General features: G+C 68.2%; 15 protein-coding genes. 7 read left to right on the top strand and 8 right to left on the bottom strand.

Features of this window, described 5'->3' with window-relative positions; genetic code table 11:
* The first annotated feature begins 1 nt into the window (after position 1).
* The 4 genes from AC1RVY_RS22205 to AC1RVY_RS22190 all read left to right on the top strand — a co-directional run bounded on the left by AC1RVY_RS22205 (position 2) and on the right by AC1RVY_RS22190 (position 6,320).
* Positions 2 to 745 (top strand): ABC transporter ATP-binding protein, encoded by a 744-nt coding sequence (locus tag AC1RVY_RS22205; RefSeq protein WP_492255350.1) that lies wholly within the window; start codon positions 2 to 4, stop codon positions 743 to 745.
* 142 nt (positions 746 to 887) lie between these two features.
* Positions 888 to 2,060: an ABC transporter substrate-binding protein gene (locus AC1RVY_RS22200; RefSeq protein WP_218339176.1), complete on the top strand. Its 1,173-nt coding sequence runs from the start codon at positions 888 to 890 to the stop codon at positions 2,058 to 2,060.
* Positions 2,061 to 2,082: 22 nt separating this feature from the next.
* The gene (locus AC1RVY_RS22195) at positions 2,083 to 2,586 is read left to right on the top strand and encodes a (2Fe-2S)-binding protein (RefSeq protein WP_218296590.1); all 504 of its coding nucleotides are present in this window, start codon (positions 2,083 to 2,085) and stop codon (positions 2,584 to 2,586) included.
* The gene (locus AC1RVY_RS22190) at positions 2,583 to 6,320 is read left to right on the top strand and encodes a molybdopterin cofactor-binding domain-containing protein (RefSeq protein ID WP_492808197.1); all 3,738 of its coding nucleotides are present in this window, start codon (positions 2,583 to 2,585) and stop codon (positions 6,318 to 6,320) included. Before AC1RVY_RS22195 ends, AC1RVY_RS22190 begins: the two co-directional genes overlap by 4 nt.
* Positions 6,321 to 6,840: 520 nt before the next feature.
* On the opposite strand, the gene AC1RVY_RS22185 is transcribed toward AC1RVY_RS22190, so the two are convergent.
* Positions 6,841 to 7,377 (bottom strand): EVE domain-containing protein, encoded by a 537-nt coding sequence (locus AC1RVY_RS22185; protein ID WP_492808195.1) that lies wholly within the window; start codon positions 7,375 to 7,377, stop codon positions 6,841 to 6,843.
* Positions 7,378 to 7,480: 103 nt separating this feature from the next.
* Positions 7,481 to 8,101, bottom strand: a complete 621-nt coding sequence (locus tag AC1RVY_RS22180; RefSeq protein WP_492808193.1) for a LysE family translocator — start codon at positions 8,099 to 8,101, stop codon at positions 7,481 to 7,483.
* A 102-nt stretch (positions 8,102 to 8,203) separates the two neighbouring features.
* Between AC1RVY_RS22180 and AC1RVY_RS22175 the strand changes: the two genes are divergently transcribed.
* Positions 8,204 to 8,656: an Lrp/AsnC family transcriptional regulator gene (locus AC1RVY_RS22175; protein ID WP_492808191.1), complete on the top strand. Its 453-nt coding sequence runs from the start codon at positions 8,204 to 8,206 to the stop codon at positions 8,654 to 8,656.
* A 30-nt stretch (positions 8,657 to 8,686) separates the two neighbouring features.
* Here AC1RVY_RS22175 and AC1RVY_RS22170 read toward each other — a convergent pair whose 3' ends face one another.
* From AC1RVY_RS22170 to AC1RVY_RS22160, 3 genes are all read right to left on the bottom strand, one after another.
* On the bottom strand, positions 8,687 to 9,115 hold the full coding sequence (locus AC1RVY_RS22170; RefSeq protein ID WP_218296596.1) for a VOC family protein: 429 nt from the start codon (positions 9,113 to 9,115) through the stop codon (positions 8,687 to 8,689).
* Positions 9,116 to 9,130: 15 nt separating this feature from the next.
* Complete coding sequence (locus AC1RVY_RS22165) at positions 9,131 to 9,508, bottom strand: VOC family protein (protein WP_492808190.1); 378 nt, start codon at positions 9,506 to 9,508, stop codon at positions 9,131 to 9,133.
* An 86-nt stretch (positions 9,509 to 9,594) separates the two neighbouring features.
* The gene (locus AC1RVY_RS22160) at positions 9,595 to 10,476 is read right to left on the bottom strand and encodes a helix-turn-helix domain-containing protein (RefSeq protein WP_492808189.1); all 882 of its coding nucleotides are present in this window, start codon (positions 10,474 to 10,476) and stop codon (positions 9,595 to 9,597) included.
* Between the two features lie 103 nt (positions 10,477 to 10,579).
* Here AC1RVY_RS22160 and pobA point away from each other — a divergent pair, with 103 nt between their 5' ends.
* Positions 10,580 to 11,752, top strand: a complete 1,173-nt coding sequence (gene pobA / locus AC1RVY_RS22155; protein ID WP_492808187.1) for a 4-hydroxybenzoate 3-monooxygenase — start codon at positions 10,580 to 10,582, stop codon at positions 11,750 to 11,752.
* Positions 11,753 to 11,943: 191 nt separating this feature from the next.
* On the opposite strand, the gene AC1RVY_RS22150 is transcribed toward pobA, so the two are convergent.
* Complete coding sequence (locus tag AC1RVY_RS22150) at positions 11,944 to 12,147, bottom strand: hypothetical protein (protein ID WP_492808185.1); 204 nt, start codon at positions 12,145 to 12,147, stop codon at positions 11,944 to 11,946.
* A 374-nt stretch (positions 12,148 to 12,521) separates the two neighbouring features.
* Here AC1RVY_RS22150 and AC1RVY_RS22145 point away from each other — a divergent pair, with 374 nt between their 5' ends.
* A complete protein-coding gene (locus AC1RVY_RS22145; RefSeq protein WP_218339168.1) occupies positions 12,522 to 12,737 on the top strand; it encodes a hypothetical protein in 216 nt (71 codons plus the stop codon).
* A 794-nt stretch (positions 12,738 to 13,531) separates the two neighbouring features.
* On the opposite strand, the gene AC1RVY_RS22140 is transcribed toward AC1RVY_RS22145, so the two are convergent.
* The gene (locus AC1RVY_RS22140; RefSeq protein ID WP_492808184.1) at positions 13,532 to 15,244 is read right to left on the bottom strand and encodes a tannase/feruloyl esterase family alpha/beta hydrolase; all 1,713 of its coding nucleotides are present in this window, start codon (positions 15,242 to 15,244) and stop codon (positions 13,532 to 13,534) included.
* Between the two features lie 123 nt (positions 15,245 to 15,367).
* On the bottom strand, positions 15,368 to 17,122 hold the full coding sequence (locus AC1RVY_RS22135; RefSeq protein WP_492808182.1) for an acyl-CoA dehydrogenase family protein: 1,755 nt from the start codon (positions 17,120 to 17,122) through the stop codon (positions 15,368 to 15,370).
* Positions 17,123 to 17,203: the final 81 nt, after the last annotated feature.

Genomic DNA, 17,203 nt, shown 5'->3' with positions numbered 1-17,203 from the left:
CATGACGACCAACGAACCCAAAGAAGTGCTGCTGCAGGCCCAGGGGCTGCAGGCCTGGTACGGCGCCGCGCAGATCCTGTACGACGTGGATCTGGACGTCCGCCGGGGCGAGGTCGTGGCCCTGATGGGCCGCAACGGCGCGGGCAAGTCCACCACGCTCAAGACGCTGATGGGCATGCTCGCCAAGCGCAAGGGCCAGATCCGGTTCATGGGCCAGGACATCTCCAAAAGCGACCCGCACGATGCGGCGCGCCTGGGCCTGGGCTTCGTGCCCGAGGACCGCCGCGTGTTCACCGACCTCACGGTGATGGAAAACCTGGAGGTGGGGCGCCAGCCCGCCCGCAGCTGGCCCGATGGCACGACAGCCCCGGTGTGGACACCCGAGCGTCTCTTCAAGCTGTTCCCCAACCTGGGCGAAATGCCCCAGCGCCCGGGTGGGCGCATGAGCGGCGGCGAACAGCAGATGCTGACCGTGGCCCGCACGCTCATGGGCAACCCCTACCTGGTGCTGCTGGACGAACCCTCCGAAGGCGTGGCGCCTGTGATCGTGGAGCAGATGGCGCACATGATCCTGGAGCTCAAGGAACAGGGCGTGAGCATCCTGCTGTCCGAGCAGAACATGCACTTTGCCGAACTGGTGTCCGACCGCGCCTATGTGCTGGAGAAGGGGCAGATTCGCTACCAGGCCACGATGGCGGAGCTGGCGGCGAACGAAGAGGTTCGCCGCGCCTACCTCAGCGTATAGCGCCATGGCCGCTGCCCGCCCGCCCATGGCGCGGCCAGGGCCCGGGGTGGCGGCTATGACGGATTCACAACACCTCGCGGAAATGGTTGCACAGCCGCTTCGCTTGCAGGGAAACTTGCGCCTTTGATGTAAGGAGCGTTTCATGAAGTTTCGTGGGATGGAGGATGGGAGCATCGACCGCCGGGTGGTGCTGACGGCCCTGGCCGCCGCCGCTCTGGGAGCCGCTGGCCCGGCAGCGGCCGAGACCGGGGTGACGGACACCCGCATCAAGGTGGGGCAGTCGGCCGTTTTCACGGGGCCGGCCAAGGATTTCGGGGTGGACTACAAGGCCGGCATCGTGCTGGCGTTCGACAAGGCCAACAAGACCGGCGGGGTGCACGGGCGTGCGCTGGAACTCGTCTCGCACGACGACGCCTATGAGCCCAAGAAGACCGCCGAGAACACCACGCGCCTCATCGAGGAGGACAAGGTGTTCGCGCTGATCGGCTACGTGGCCACGGGCAACCTGATCGCGGCCATGCCCATCGCCGAGAAGGCGGGCGTGCCCATGTTCGCGCCGCTGGTGGGCACGACCTCGTTCCGCACCAACCACAACCGCCACCTGTTCCACGTGCGCGCCAGCTACGAGACCGAGCTGCGCAAGATCGTGGGCCACCTGGCCACCCTGGGCATCAACAACATTGCCGTCATCTACCAGAACAGCGCGTTCGGCAAGTCCAACCTCGAGACCTGCCTGCAGATCGCGCAGGGCCTGAAGGTGAAGGTGGTGGAATCCGTGCCCATGGAGATCGCCGCCACCGACGCCAAGCCCCAGGTTGCCACGCTCACCAAGGCCCAGCCCGGTGCCGTGGTGATGATCATGGCCGGCAAGATGGTGGAAGTGTTCCTGCGCGACTACCGTGCCAGCGGCAGCGCGGCGCCGCTGTACACCATCTCCGTCGGCATCACCGACGCGCCGGGATCTGCGCAGCGCCTGAACGGCGGCATCGAAGGGCTGGTGACCGCCAGCATCGTGCCGTCGCCCCAGTCCAGTCGCATGCCCATCGTGGCGGACTACCGCAAGGACCGCGCCGACGCCGGCGAGAAGATCGACAGCTACACCATGCTGGAAGGCTACATCGCCGCGCGCGTGTTCGTCGAAGGCCTCAAGCGCGCGGGCCGCAACCTCACGCGCGATGGCTTCATCAAGGCCATGGAGGACATGGGGACGACCAAGCTCGGCGACTTCCCGCTGCAATACGGCCCGGGCAACCACAATGGCTCCAACTTCGTGGACCTGGAGATGTACACGCGCTCGGGCACCTTGAAGCGCTGAAGGCCAGGAGTCCGTTCGCCCCATGCACGCCACCCCCAGCGCCACGGCCACCGTCAACGGCCAGCCCTGCGCACTGCCCGCCACCGGCGCGGACGGCGCCACGCTGCTGCACGTGCTGCGCAACGACCTGCAGCTCAACGGCCCCAAGTACGGCTGTGGCCTGGGGCAGTGCGGCGCGTGCACGGTGCTGGTGGACGGCGTGGCCGCGCGGGCCTGTGTGATCCCCGCGCGGGGCGCGGCGGGGCGCGACGTGACCACGCTGGAGGGGCTGCCGGCGCGCTGCGGCCAGGCCGCGGGGCTGCACCCGGTGCAGCAGGCCTTCATCGACGAGCAGGCCGCGCAGTGCGGCTATTGCCTGAGCGGCATGGTGATGATGGCCGTGGCCCTGCTGGAGCGCAACGCCGACCCCGACGAGGCCGCCATCCGCCGCGAACTGGCCAGCAACCTGTGCCGCTGCGGCACCCATGTGGAGATCATCCGCGCCGTGTTGCGCGCGGCCGTGCTGATGCGGGAGGCCAGGGCATGAGCACCACGCCCGCCGGCGCCTTGCCATTGCGCGCCCACGCACCCCTGACCCGCGCCGACTTCCATGCCGCGCAGGGTGTGCTGCTGGTGGTGCGCAACCCGCCGCCCGCGCCGCCGCCCGTCAAAGGCCAGCCCGCGCTGGTGGCGGGCAATCCGGCCGAGGGGGTCGAAATCCTGATTGCCGTGTGGGACGACGGCAGCGTGACCGCGCTCAACGGTCACGTCGACCTGGGCACGGGCATCCGCACGGCGCTGGCGCAGATCGTGGCCGAGGAACTCGATGTGCCGCTGGCCCGGGTGCACATGGTGCTGGGCGACACCGCGCGCGCGCCCAACCAGGGCGCGACCATCGCCAGCGCCTCGATCCAGATCCACGCCAGGCCGCTGCGCATCGCCGCGGCGCAGGCGCGCCACTGGCTGGTGGCGCGCGCCGCCGCGCGCCTGGGCGTGGCGGCCGATACCCTGCGGGTGCAGGCCGGGGTGGTGCAGGCGGCCGCCGAACCGGCGCGCCAGATGGCCTATGGCGAACTGCTCGCTGGCGCGCACACCGCCCTGGAGCTCGCCGAGGCCACGCCCACCAAGCCCGCGGCCGACTACACCGTGGTCGGGCAGCCGGTGCCGCGCGTGGACATCCCCGCCAAGGTCAGCGGCGAGCTGGTCTTCGTGCACGACATGCGCGTGCCCGGCATGCTGCATGGGCGCGTGGTGCGCCCGCCCTATGCGGGCGCCGACCATGGCGACTTCATCGGCAACACGCTGGAATCGGTGGACCAGTCGTCCATCGCCCACATCCCGGGCATCCGCGCGGTGGTGGTGATCCGCGACTTCGTGGGCATCGTCGCCGAGCGCGAGGAGCAGGCCGAGCAAGCCCTGCGCGAGCTGAAGGTGCAGTGGAAGCACTGGCCCGGTTTCCCGCGCCAGGACAGCGCTGAAGCGGTGGAGCAGGCCATTCGCGCCAACCCCGCCACCCAGCGCCGCCTGGTGGACGAGGGCGATGTGGATGCCGCGCTGGCCGCTGCCGACCAGCCCATGCCGCGCACCTATGTGTGGCCCTACCAGCTGCACGGCTCCATCGGCCCCTCGTGCGCGGTGGCCGAGTGGCGCCAGGACGAAACCTCGGGCCGTGCCCGCATGGCCGTCTGGGCCGGCACGCAGAACCCCCATGTGCTGCGCGCCGACCTGGCCCGGCTGATGGGCCTGGCCGACGTGGACATCGACCTGGTGCGCATGGAGGTTGCGGGTTGCTACGGCCGCAACGGGGCCGACGACGTGGCGGCCGATGCTGCGCTGCTCTCGCGCGCCGTGGGGGCGCCCGTGCGCGTGCAGCTCACGCGCGAGCAGGAGCACCTGTGGGAGCCCAAGGGCACGGCCCAGCTCATGCAGGTGCGTGGCGGGCTCAACGCCGATGGCTCGGTGGCGGCCTACGACTTCGAGACCTCCTACCCCTCCAACGGCGCGCCCACGCTGGCCCTGCTGCTCACGCGCACCATCGAGCCCGTGGCCCAGGCCTACGAGATGGGCGACCGCACCGCGCGCCCGCCCTACGGCTACGACAACCTGCGCGTGGCCGTGAACGACATGGCGCCCATCGTGCGGGCCTCGTGGTTGCGCGGCGTCTCGGCGCTGCCCAACTCGTTCGCGCACGAGTCGTATGTGGACGAGCTGGCCACGGCGGCGGGCGTGGACCCGGTCGAATTCCGCCTGCAGCTGCTGAACGATCCGCGCGCGGCCGAGCTCGTGCAGGCCACGGCGGAAAAGGCGGGCTGGGTGCGCCGCACCGGCCCCTTGCAGCGTGGGCTGGACGGCGACTGGGTGCAGGGCCAGGGCTTTGCCTACGCGCGCTACATCCACAGCAAATGGCCGGGCTTTGGCGCCGCCTGGGCGGCCTGGGTGGCCGACGTGGACGTGAACAGGAAGACCGGCGAGGTCCACGTGCGCCGCGTGGTCGTGGGGCACGATGCGGGCCTCATGGTCAACCCGGCCGGCGTGGAGCACCAGGTGCACGGCAACGTGGTGCAGACCACCAGCCGCGCGCTCAAGGAGCAGGTGCGCTTCGACCCCGTCACGCAGGCGGTGGACACGCGCGAATGGGGCAGCTACCCGATCCTGAGCTTCCGCGAGGTGCCGGTCATCGAGGTCATGCACATGCCCCGGCAGGACGAGGCGCCGCTGGGTGCGGGCGAGTCGTCCTCCGTGCCCGGCACGGCGGCCATCGCCAACGCGATCTTCGACGCCACGGGTGTGCGCTTTCGCGCGCCGCCCTTCACGCCCGAGGTGGTGCGCGCCGGGCTCAATCCGCTGCCGGGAAACGCCGGCGCGGGAGATGCGGGCACGGCAGGCACCGCCACCACGCAGCCTGCCGACGTGCTGCCCACCCTGGAGCTGCCAGCGCCTACCGTGCCCGCCACCGCCACGTGGCCGCGCCAGCGGAGCCCCTGGGCGCGTGCACTGGCCCTGGCCGCGGGTGGGCTGGCCATGGGCGCCGCGCTGCTGGGCTGGCGCCCGTCCATCGCGCCCGTGGTGCAGACGGCGGGCGGTGCGGCGGTGTACAACGCCGCCACCATCGAGCGCGGCCGCCTGCTGGCCGCCGCGGGCGACTGCGTGGTCTGCCACACCGCGCCCGGCGGCACGCCCAACACGGGCGGGCGCGGCATGGAAACGCCGTTCGGCACCGTCTACACCACCAACCTCACGCCCGACGCCGAGACCGGCATCGGCCGGTGGTCGTTCAGCGCCTTCCAGCGCGCCATGCGCGAGGGCATCTCGCGCGACGGCCGCCACCTGTACCCGGCGTTCCCGTACACCTCGTTCGCGAAGATGAGCGACGACGACCTCACGGCGGTCTACGCCTACCTCATGGCGCAGCCCGCCGTGCGCGCCGAGGTGCCCGCCACCCGACTTGCATTCCCCTTCAGCGTGCGCCCGCTCATGGCTGGATGGAACGCGCTGTTCCACGACGCCACGCCCTGGAAGCCCGACCCCGCGCGCCCGCCCGAGTGGAACCGGGGCGCCTACCTGGTACAGGGCGTGGGCCACTGCGGCGCCTGCCACACGCCGCGCAATGCGCTGGGCGCGGAGCAGGGCGGGGCGGCCTTCCTGTCGGGCGCGCTCATTGACGGGTGGGAGGCCCCCGCGCTCACCGGCTTGTCCAAGGCACCCGTGCCCTGGAGCGCCGAGTCGCTCTACGGCTACCTGCGCCACGGCCACAGCGCGCAGCACGGCAGCGCCTCCGGCCCCATGGCACCCGTGGTGCGCGAACTGGCGCACCTGCCCGACGGCGACATCCGCGCCATGGCCACCTACCTCGCCTCGTTCACGGCCGCCACGGAGCCTGCCGCCGACGCGGCGCGGGCCCGCGCCACGGCGGCCGTGGCCCAGGCCGCCGCGCTCGCGCCCCAGCCCGGCTCCGCGCAGCGCCTGTTCAACGGCGCCTGCGCCGCCTGCCACCACGACGGCGATGGGCCGAAGCTGCTGGGCGTGAACATTCCGCTGGCCCTCAACAGCAACCTGCACAGCGACCGGCCCGACAACCTGCTGCAGGTCATCGTGCACGGCATCCGCGAACCCGCCGCGCGCGACATCGGCTTCATGCCCGCGTTCGGCCACGCGCTCAGTGATGCGCAGATCGCCGAGCTGGCGCTCTACATGCGCCAGCGCTATGCCCCGGGCCGGCCCGCGTGGACCGGCGTGCCCGAGGCGCTGGCGCGTGTGCGTGCGGCGCCCGCCCATCCCTGATTCAGGGTGTTTTTGGCCTCTGGCGCTTTATTGATAAGCGCTGGCAGCTATGAAAATATGAGTGAATGAGGCCGGGCGCGCTGCGCTGGCCACCCGCTGCGGGCCGTGGGTGCAGTAGGTGGCGCCGCCACCGGAGGATGAACAGCGCCGCCATTCCCCCTCACATCCCTGCCTTGCCCGTGCGCCGCGGGGGCACAGTGGCATGGGGCCCGGCCCCTGGTTGGGCGGGCCCGGGTGCCTGCCGGCCAGCCGCGTGCACCCAGAGGGGCCGGCCAGCCCGCGCGGCGGTCGGGGGACTTTTCTCCAAGGGGAACACCATGACCGCTGTCGAACTGGAAATCCATGGGATCGTGCTGCGCATGATGCGCGAAGGCTATGCCGCCCTGACCGCTGCCCAGCGAAGAACCGTGGACGCGTTGATGGCCGTGTGCTGACCGGTGGGGCGCGCCGGCAGGCGCAGCCCCGTGGGAGCCGCCTTGCGGGCTTCATGACTCCGGGCGGCGGGTGGCGTGCGTGCGCCCTATGCCAGGTGCAGCAACGTGGCATCCGCCCCCATCGCCCGCGCGATCAGGCGCATGTCGTGGTTGCTGACGGCGAACAGCCCGAAGCGGAACTTGCCGCCCCAATGCGTGCGGTCGTCCACAAACTCGAAGTCATCGAGCAGCGGCGCGATCGGCGCCTCCCGCGCGGGCACATAGGCCACATCCTTGCGGAACGGCACGAACCCGCCGCCCATGTCAAACGCATAGGGCGCGCCCGGCAGCACGAGGCCGATGGAGACAAACGCCTGCAGCCGGTCCTTGCCCCCCATGGTGACCGTGGGCGCGTAGTAGGCCACGCGGTCTCCCGGCTGGATGCGCCTGAGCGGCGCGGCCTTGCCATGGCACACCTGCATGTAGCCGGCGCCCGGCTCGGCGCAGCCCCGGCGGGCGTGCTGGGCACTGGCCACGGCGATCCAGTTGCGGCGCGCGGGGGCGTCAGAGGTTCCCGCCGATACGGGCATTCGCACAGGCTCGGCATCCGGCCAAAGGGTGTGTTGCAGCACGGCGTCGGTCATGAGAAAAGCTCCTGGTCAAAGAAGCCACCGATGGTGCGGGCGTGCTGCTGACACCGCAGTGTCAGTACCCTTGCAGCATCTCCTGCGTTGGCTACACGAGCCGTCAGACCAGCTGCACCCACTGCCACAGCGCGAACCCGCCCAGCAGCAGCGCCGATGCCTGGTTGATGCGCTGGCGCCAGGCCGGCGTGAAGCGCCGCCGCTGGTACGCGATGGCGCCGGTCAGCAGCAGCCACCACGCTGCGGAACCCGCCAGCACGCCCGCCACCATCCAAAGCGGTGACGGCATGGCCTGCCGGCCGCCGCCCAGCGACCCAAACACCGCGATGAACGACACGATGGTGGCCGGGTTGGCCAGCGTGAGCGCAAAGGTGCCCGCCGCCAGGCCCAGCAGGCCGCGCGCATCGCGCGCCGGGGCGGCGGTGTGGGCTACCGGCGCATGCCAGGTGCGCCAGGCCAGCACCAGCAGCAGCGCGCCGCCGCCCAGCGCGAGCGGTGTCTTGGCGCTGGCCAGCAGGTCGATCAGCCAGCGCACGCTGAAGGCGCCGATGGCGCCGTACACCGCGTCCGCGGCAGCGGCGCCCAGGCCGGTGGCCAGCCCGGCCGCCAGGCCCCGCTCCAGGGTGCGCTGCATCGTCAACAGGCCGATAGGCCCCACGGGGGCCGCGATGAGGACGCCAATGAGGGCGGCTTGAAGAAAGAGGGTGAGTGATGCGAAGTCCATGCACCGATGCTAGGGGGGCGCCTTGCGAAGGAGAATGCTGAAAATTAGGTATTTTTCAATTCTGGTTTCCTATTTTTCTGCATTTACTCAAAAAGGCGTTCCATGGAAGTCGATGACAAGGCCTGGCGGCTCATCACCGCGCTGCAGGCCGACGGGCGTGCATCCCTCAAGGACCTGGCGCACACGGTCGGGCTGTCGGTGCCCGCCACGCTGGAGCGCGTGCGGCGCCTGCAGGAGGCCGGGGTGGTGCGTGGCGTGCATGCCGACATCGACCCCGCCCAGGTCGGCTACGGCGTACGGGCGGTGGTGGGCATCAACGTGCCGCAGCCCGGCAAGAAGGCGCTGATCGACAAGCTGCGCCAATCCGCGCGGGTGCTGGAATGCCACCATGTCAGCGGCAACGATTCGTATGTGCTGCAGGTGGTGGCGCGCGACCTGCCGGACCTGGAGCGTTTCCTGGGCGACATCAACGGCTATGGAGAGACACGCACTTCCATCGTGTTCTCCACGCCGATACCGCTGCGCGGCCTGGCCCGCCCCGAGGTGGGTTGTTGATCCAGTGGCGGGGCCCGGGGCGTCAGGCCATCAGAACGTCACCTTGACCGACGGCGCGCTGCGCTGCGCCTCGCCGTGGAACACCGCCTCGATGTTGTTGCCGTCCGGGTCCAGCACAAAGGCGGCGTAGTAGCCGGGGTGGTACGGCCGTTCGCCCGGGGCGCCATTGTCCGTGCCGCCATGGGCAAGGGCGGCCTGGTGGAATGCCTCCACCATGGCGCGGTCCCGGGCCTGGAAGGCCAGGTGGTGCCGGCCCGTGAGATGGCCCTGGGCAGCGGCGCTGTCGGCGGTGGAGACAAACAGCTCATCCGCCCAGAAGTACCCTTCGCCCGTGCCGCCCATCGGCACCTGGAGCGCCTTGAACACGGCGGTGTAGAAGGCCTGGCTGGCCGGCAGGTCGCGCACGACCAGCTGGATGTGGTCGATGAGGCGGCCCCTGTGCAGTTCCTGTGTTTCCATGCGGTTGTCCTTTCTTCAAGACAGTGCGTGAAGACCCACGCGGTTGCCATCCAGGTCATGGATGTGCGCGAAGAACCCCATGCCCGGCGGCAGTGCCTGGCGCGGCAGGGCCAGGCGGCCGCCCTGGGCCACCGCGCGCTCCAGCGCGGCGTCGAGCGAGGGTGATGCATCGAGGTACACCAGTGTGCCACCGCCAGAAACCTGCGGTGCCGTGGGGCCCATCATCAGCGCGCCCCCCGCGCCATCGGCCGCGGGGTCGTAGGCAAACACGGCGCCTTCGCTCGGGCCCATGTTCTCGCGGCGCATGGGCTGGCCCAGCACGGCTTCATAAAAGGCCTGGGCGCGGTCCAGCTGGGTGGTGGGGATCTCGAACCAGGCGACGGCGTTTTTCATGGGGGCTCCTTGTGTGTGAAAGAAAGAAGCCCTGATGGTGATCGGGGGCTGCTGACAGCGGCGTGTCAGCAGCCTGTCACGCGGCATCACATCGCCGGGGTGGGCGCCGACGCAGCCACCTGCGCACGAAACGCGCGGGGTGACAGGCCCGCATCGCGCGTGAAGGCACGCGTGAAGTACGCCGGGTCGGCATAGCCCAACGTGTAGGCGATGGTGGCCACGCCCAGATGGGTGTAGGCCAGGTTGCGCCGCGCCTCGCGCATCAGGCGCGCCTCAATGAGGCGCTGGGCCGACACCCCGGTGGTGGCGCGGGCCACCCGGCTCAGGTGCGTGGGCGATACGGCCAGCGCGCGCGCATAGTCCGCCACCTGCCAGTGCTCCAGAAAATGCGCCTCGATCAGCGCCTCCAGCCGCTGCACCAGGCTGGACTCTGGCGCCGCGGTGTCGCCCGGGCTGTGCTCTTCCATGGCGCGGGCCACCCAGCCCAGCAGCGTGGCGCTCAGGCCCCGCAGCACCAGCGCACGCGCCTTGGCGCGGCCCGAGAACTCCTGCCAGATCTGGCCCATGGCCTGGTACAGCTCGGGCGGCGCGGGCGCCACGGCCGGCCGCGCCAGGTCGCGCCGCACATCGCCCACGCGCACAAAAATCTCGTCCATCAGCTCGTCCGCCAGCGTGGCCACCCAGCCCTGCGTGTGCTGCGTGAAGCGAAACGCATGCACGTGCCCCTGCGGCACGTTGATGAGCGCACCCGCAAACAGCGCAATCCGTTCGCCATCCAGGTGCGCCATGCCCCCGCCCGAGGTGATCAGCAGCACCTGGTGCAGCCGCGTGTGCCGGTGCGGCGCCAGCTCCCAGTCGTGCAGCACCGAGCGCTCGGCAATCGTCTCGCAGTGCAATACATCGGGCAGGTGTTGCGACTCGCCGAACAGGCTGTACGAGTGGATGGTTCCGATGTTCGAAAAGTGCATGTTCTGGCTCCATCCGTCCATTCAACGCGGCGACTGTGCCACGTATCTTTGGGTGGTCCGTTTGACCCATGTCATGAACGCACCAACCACTCCAGGAGACACCATGAAAACCCAGGTCTGCATCATCGGCGGAGGCCCCTCGGGCCTCATGCTCTCGCAGCTCTTGCACCTCAAGGGCATAGCCACCATCGTGCTGGAGCGCCAAAGCCGCGAATACGTCCTGGGCCGCATCCGCGCCGGCGTGCTGGAGCACGGCTTTGCCGCACTCATGCGCGAGGCCCAGTGCGGCGAGCGCATGGACCGCGAAGGCGAGATCCACGACGGCTTCATCATCGCCCACGACGGCAAGATGGAACGGGTCGATTTGCACAAGTACAGCGGTGGTAGCTCGGTGGTGGTGTACGGCCAGACCGAGCTGACGCGCGACCTGTACGAAGCGCGCGACCGCATGAAGGGCGTCGTCATCCACAACGCCGAAGACGTGCAGCCCCACGACCTCAAAAGCGCCAACCCGTATGTGACTTACCGCCAAGGCGACGAGGTGGTGCGCATCGACTGCGACTTCGTCATCGGCGCCGACGGCTTCCACGGCGTGAGCCGCAAGTCCATCCCGCGCGACGTGCTCAAGGAGTATGAAAAGGTCTACCCCTTCGGCTGGCTGGGCGTGCTCTCGCGCACCCAACCCGTCTCGCCCGAGCTGATCTACGCCAAGCACGAGCGCGGCTTCGCGCTGTGCTCGCTGCGCTCGCAGGTGCTGAGCCGCTACTACATCCAGGTGCCGCTGACCGACACCGTGGAAGACTGGTCCGACGAAGCCTTTTGGGACGAACTCAAGCGCCGCCTGCCCGCCGAGGTGGCCGCCAAGCTCATCACCGGCCCCTCCATCGAAAAGTCCATCGCCCCCCTGCGCTCCTTCGTGGCTGAACCCATGCGCTACGGCAACCTGTTCCTGGCCGGCGACGCCGCCCACATCGTGCCGCCCACCGGCGCGCGGGGCCTGAACAGCGCCGCGTCGGACATCTACTACCTGTACCACGCCATGGTGGCGCACTACAAGGATGGCGACAGCACCAGCCTGGACAAATACTCCGAAAAGGCCCTGGCCCGCGTGTGGAAGGCCCAGCGCTTCTCGTGGTGGATGACGACCATGCTGCACACCTTCCCCGAGTCGCTGGCCTACGACCAGAAGCTGCAGGACACGGACCTGGCGTATCTGTTCTCGTCGGAGAAGGCGCTGGGGTCGTTGGCAGAGAACTACGTGGGGTTGCCGTTCTAGTCACCCGGCAGTAGCACGTCACCCAATCAAAGGCTTGCATGGGGTTTCCTCTTGCAAGCCTTTTTCTACGCCCAAATCGGCGTTCAGTGCAGGCAGTCGCGTTGGGCAGCGGTCTCCATCTGCTACGCAAAATTTAGGCAGAACTGATGCTTACGCCAGGACGGTAGGCTCGATAGCATCACACCAAGTTTTCAGATCATTTGCCCAGTGGTGTCGGCGTCAGCGTTGACGATGGCTTGAACACGATGAAGCTGCAGACGCAGCGTTTTAGGCAGTGCACTTCGCGTTAGAGAGTGCCAATCAACAGCCAGGAAAATCTCAACAATGGATTGGGTCCCGATAGTCTTCATTGTGTTCAAGGTGGCCGTGTTCGGCACCGGCATGTTCTTCGCCATCAAGTGGCATTACGACCAAGGGAAGAAAGGGAAGAAAGGGAAGAACGAAGCCAGCAGATCGCCAGTGCCGACTGAACGCACACCGGGCGCGTCAGAGCAATAGCTAATTGCTGTCGATGGTCATAGCTGCGTCAACCCAACTCCGTGCGCCTACTCCACCCTGGATCCAGCCCTGCCAATGTCGTTGCTTGGCGTGACTTCGGCACTGTCAACCGGCTGGCAATCGAGCTTGCGAATTGAGTGCGAAAGTACGGTAACAGACGGGCGACCGCTTCAGGCCGGTTGCGGACGTACGCTCCACTTTCGTGAATGAGTACTATCGGCCAGTACCGGCCGTTGGCTGATGCCGTTCATCTCGACCAGAAGAAGCCGCCATGACTAGGTATCAAGTCGCAATAGTTCTGCTTATCTTTGCCGTTGTGCAGTCAGTCTTGGCTGTAAAAATCGCCAAGCTAAGCAAGCGCAGGTCTTCACAAAAATCTGCGCAACTCGATGTAGAAATTAACCGTCTGAATGCAATTAGCAAGCGTATTCAAGTGGCGGCTTGCAGTGCACTTCTTGTTTGGCTGGCAATTCAATACTTCGCATAGCCGCCAAAACCAGCCGTTGCAGACGGTTGGATCCAACCCCCTCGAAAGCGGACGTTCGTCGCAGAATCAGGAACTAGCTGGAGGCAAAGGAATGCAAATTCGTCGAGCGCGTGAGTCGGACCAAGATGCGGTGCTCAGCCTGTACCGTGAGCTACGTCCAAGAGCTATCGCGCGTGGACGCTCCTCATGTCAAACGTTAGGTGCCCTTTGAAAGCGTCTGTGGCGATCTCGATTGGCGTCTTGTGCAGCCTGGTTCTGCTAGCGCTATTGTTCGCGGTACTCGGATGCCACGAGTTCCTTGTGCCTGGCGTCCTTGTATTGCTTGCACTTGGGGTGTTTGCTTTACTGCGCGCACGGCTGTTTGTGCGCATGGGGGCCTCGGTGTTGATGTTTGCTATCAATGTAGCGCTTGCCTCGCAAGCGATGTGCAGGTCTGACTCCGAGCCCAAATCCGCACCTAGCTCAGAGCCTAGTCGACGAGGTACATCTAACCTCCCCATCGAGCGGCAGCTGTCGGCAAGCCGCTAGCTGCCGCTCATGTCGAACGTTGAGCGTCCGCTTTGCTAGCCGCCACCGACTGCTCCTGGCCGATAGTACGCATTCGTGACCGAGATGCGAACGGCAGCAACCGCTGCAAAGCTGCCAATGAATCTGCGCAAATCGCTTCTCACTAGTGTGTAACCCGGGCCCAAAAGTCTGGAACTTCCGGGGCTGCACGCAGCAGCGCTTCTAGTCACCCCTTCGCCCGATGAAAAAGCCCGGCACAAGCCGGGCTTCCCACTTTCAATCCGCCATCACTTGCAGCTGAAACTGCTCGCACTCTCCACATCCCCCGTGCCGTTGTAGCGCGCCACCTTGGGGTACACGCACAGCGGCCGGGTGCGGTTGGCGGACCAGCTGGCGGGCAGCTCGGCATTCACCACATTGGCCTCTGCGCCGCGCGCCTTGGCCGTCACGTTGTCGGGTGCCTTGCCTTGTTCCACCCACGCCACCAGTGGGGCCAGCATGTCGAACTGGTCGGTGGCGGGGCCGCCGGAGCAGTGGTTCATGCCGGGCACCAGGAACAGGCGGGCAAACGCATCGGCCTTGCCGCTGTGGTTGGCCTGCAGGCGGTCCATCCAATTGGCGGTGTCCATGGGCGAGAACACGCCGTCGGCCACGCCATGGAAAACGATCATCTTGGCGCCCCGGTTCTTCAGGGTGCTCAGGTCGGCTTCGTTGGGCGGGGTCATGTAGGACCAGGGGGACTCGGTGTACGTGGTGTTGGTGGCGAACATCTTGGGGTAGTCCGTCTCCATGCTGAAGTTCAGCGCGTACTGCATGCCGGGGATGGCGGTGAACGCGGCCACGGTGGACGGGGGCGAGGTGAAGATGAAGGCCACGGCCCCTGCGTCGCGCGTGGCGGGCGAGCCAAAGTGCCAGGACGCGAAGTTGGCGCCCGCGATGCCGGGGTCGAACCAGGTGCCCGTGTACAGCGCCTCGCCCTTGCTGTTCCTGGGGCCCGCAAAGATGCTGGCCAGCACGCTCTTTTGTTCGCTGGTGATGCACGAACCGTCGCGCGCGCCGGTGCAGGTGGGCACGTCGGTCTGCAGGTTGAAGGCGGCCTGGCAGGCTGCCACGTCGTTGACCTGGCCGTCGGCCACGCCGTCCAGCGCGTCGCATTTGGCGACGATCTTGCTGCCGATGAGCTTGAACTCGGCGGGGCTCACGGCCGTGTTCAGGTCGGGCAGGCCGGTGGTGGCGTCTTTGGTGGACACCTTGGCGTATTGCTGGGCCTTCCACAGCTGGGTGGTGGCGGCCTTGGGCAGGTGAAAGCCGGGGTTGCCCGCCAGGATGCCGTCGTACTGGTCGGCATAGCGCGATGCGCCCACCATGGCGTGGCGGCCGCCGTTGGAGCAGCCGGCCAGGTACGAGCGGTCGGGCGCCTTGCCGTAGGCGCTCTTGATGAGGTTCTTGGCCATGGGGGTGAGGGTGCCCACGGCCTGGTAGCCGTAGTCCAGCCGGGCCTGCGGGTCCACGCCGAAGAAGGGAGTGGGCGCGCCATGGCCTGCGTCGGAGCTGAGCACCGCAAAGCCCTGGACCAGGCCGGGGGCCACCGGCGCGGCGCCGCTCACCGAGCCCAGCGCGGTGACCACGCTGCCGTCCAGTCCGCCGTTGGCCTGGTGCAGAAAGCGGCCGTTCCACGCCACGGGCAGGCGCATCTCGAAACCGATGGCGTAGCTGGCGCCATCCACGGGGCCGGTGCGCTCCTTCATCTTGCCCTTGACGAGGCAGTGCGCGGGCGCCTGGGTGGTCACGCCCTGCAGGGTCAGGGGCCCCTCGGGCACCTGCTCGGCGGAGGTGATGCGCGTGTCGGGCAGGGCCAGACTGGTGGCGAGCGTGGCGCACGACTGTAGGGGGGCCGGTGTGGCGGCGGAGAGCTGGGGCAGGGCGGCATCGGACGAGCCGCCGCAGCCCATGAGCAGGGCCGTGGTCACGGCCGACAAAGCGATGGGATGGGCGTGCATTCTGGTCCTTCTTTTTTTCAAGCTCATGGTGTGTCTCCTGTTTTTCTGAGGCGCAAGGAAACCCGCAGCGTGGCCTCAACACGCTGTGGGCGGGAGATCGGCGGAAGGCGGATTGCTACTGAATCAGGAGCTGCTGGCGCATATGGATCCAGCGCCTGTGGCCTCCTGGGGCCTGAATTCCAAGGCGTGCGCGATGCGCTGGCGCAGGATGCCGGTGCGCAGGTCGAATTCGGGCAGCACCCACAGGGCAAAGGCCTGGGCGGGGGCGGTCCAGCGGTCCGTGGCGCTGGTGGGTTCGCTCCCGCGTTCGCGGGGGCTGGCGGCGCCGATCTGGCCCCAGGCCCATTCCAGCAGCACCAGCGCCACGGCGCGCAGGTAGTCGTCGGCCACCCAGTAGGGCAGCTCGGGGTCGGACTGGGCGGCGGCCGCCAGGGTCTGCGTGATCTCGACCAGCGCATGGCGGCGCGCGCTGGCGGCAGTGCTGGGGGCCGCGCCGGGCAGACTGCCCAGCAGGGCGCCCAGGCCCTGGCCGCGATCGGCCAGCACCTTGCGCACCAGCAGGTCGATGGCCTGGATCTCGTTGGTGCCCTCGTAGATCATGGCCACGCGCGCGTCGCGCACGATCTGCTCGATGCCCCATTCACGCACATAGCCGTGGCCGCCAAACACCTGCAGGCAGGCGCTGGCCCCGTGAAAGCCCTGGTCGGTGAGCGCGGCCTTGAGCACGGGCGTGACCAGCGCGCACCAGCGCTGGGCGGCGGCGCGCGCGGCAGCGTCGGTGCTGTGCTTGGCCACGTCGAGCTGCAGGGCCGTGTGGTAGGCCAGCACGCGGCCGCCGTCGATCCAGGCGCGCTGCGTGTGCAGGATGCGGCGGATGGCGGAGTGGTCTTGAATGAGGCTGGTGTCCTTGGCGCCGGGGGCGCGCATCTGGCGGCGCTCGGCGGCGTAGGCGCTGGCCTTTTGCCATGCGGCTTCCAGGAGGCCGATGCCCTGCAGGCCCACGTGCAGGCGCGCCGCGTTCATCATCACGAACATGGCGTTGAGGCCCTTGTTCGGCTCGCCCACCAGCCAGCCGGTGGCGTCGTCAAAGCGCATCACGCAGGTGGGGCTGCCGTGCAGGCCCATCTTTTCTTCGATGCGCTCGCACACCACGGCATTGCAGCTTCCATCTTGAAGAATCTTGGGCACCAGGAACAGCGACAGGCCCTTGGGCCCCGCAGGCGCATCGGGCAGGCGCGCCAGCACCAGGTGCACGATGTTGTCAGTCAGGTCGTGCTCGCCGCCGGAGATAAAGATCTTGCTGCCGTTCACCCGCGCGCTGCCATCGGGCTGCGGCACCCCACGTGTGCGCACCAGGCCCAGGTCGCTGCCCGCGTGGGCTTCGGTCAGGCACATGGTGGCCAGCCATTCGCCGGTGGCGACTTTCTCCAGGTATTGCGCCTTGAGTTCGTCGCTGGCGTGGTGTTTGATGCATTCGTACGCGCCGTGCAGCAGGCCGGGGGCCATGGTCCAGCCGTGGTTGGCGCCGGCCAGCCATTCGAACAGCACACATTCGAGCACCGCAGGCAGGCCCTGGCCGCCGTCCTCGGGCGCGCATGACAGCGACGGCCAGCCCGCCTGCCAGAAGGCCTGGTAGGCGTCGCGGAAGCCTGCGGGCGTGCGCACCTGGCCTGCGTCGAAGCGGCAGCCTTCTTCGTCGCCGCCGCGCTGCAGCGGGGCGATGGCGCTGTCCACAAACTTGGCGGCTTCGTCGAGCACCTGCGCGGCCAGCTCGCCATCGGTGTCCGCAAACGGGGGCAGCGCCTGCCAGCGGCTGGGCGCCTGCAGCACATGGGTCAGCAGATGCTGGATGTCGGCAAGGGCCTGGCGTGCTTGCATGGTTTGCTCTTGTTCTGATAGCTATTGGCGCTTGATGGACGCGCGGTAGCGGCTGTTTTTGCTTGGAATCCTGGTCAGCCA

The sequence above is a fragment of the Acidovorax sp. GW821-FHT11A03 genome, from assembly GCF_058809075.1.
This window is presented reverse-complemented; position numbering and strand designations above follow the sequence as displayed.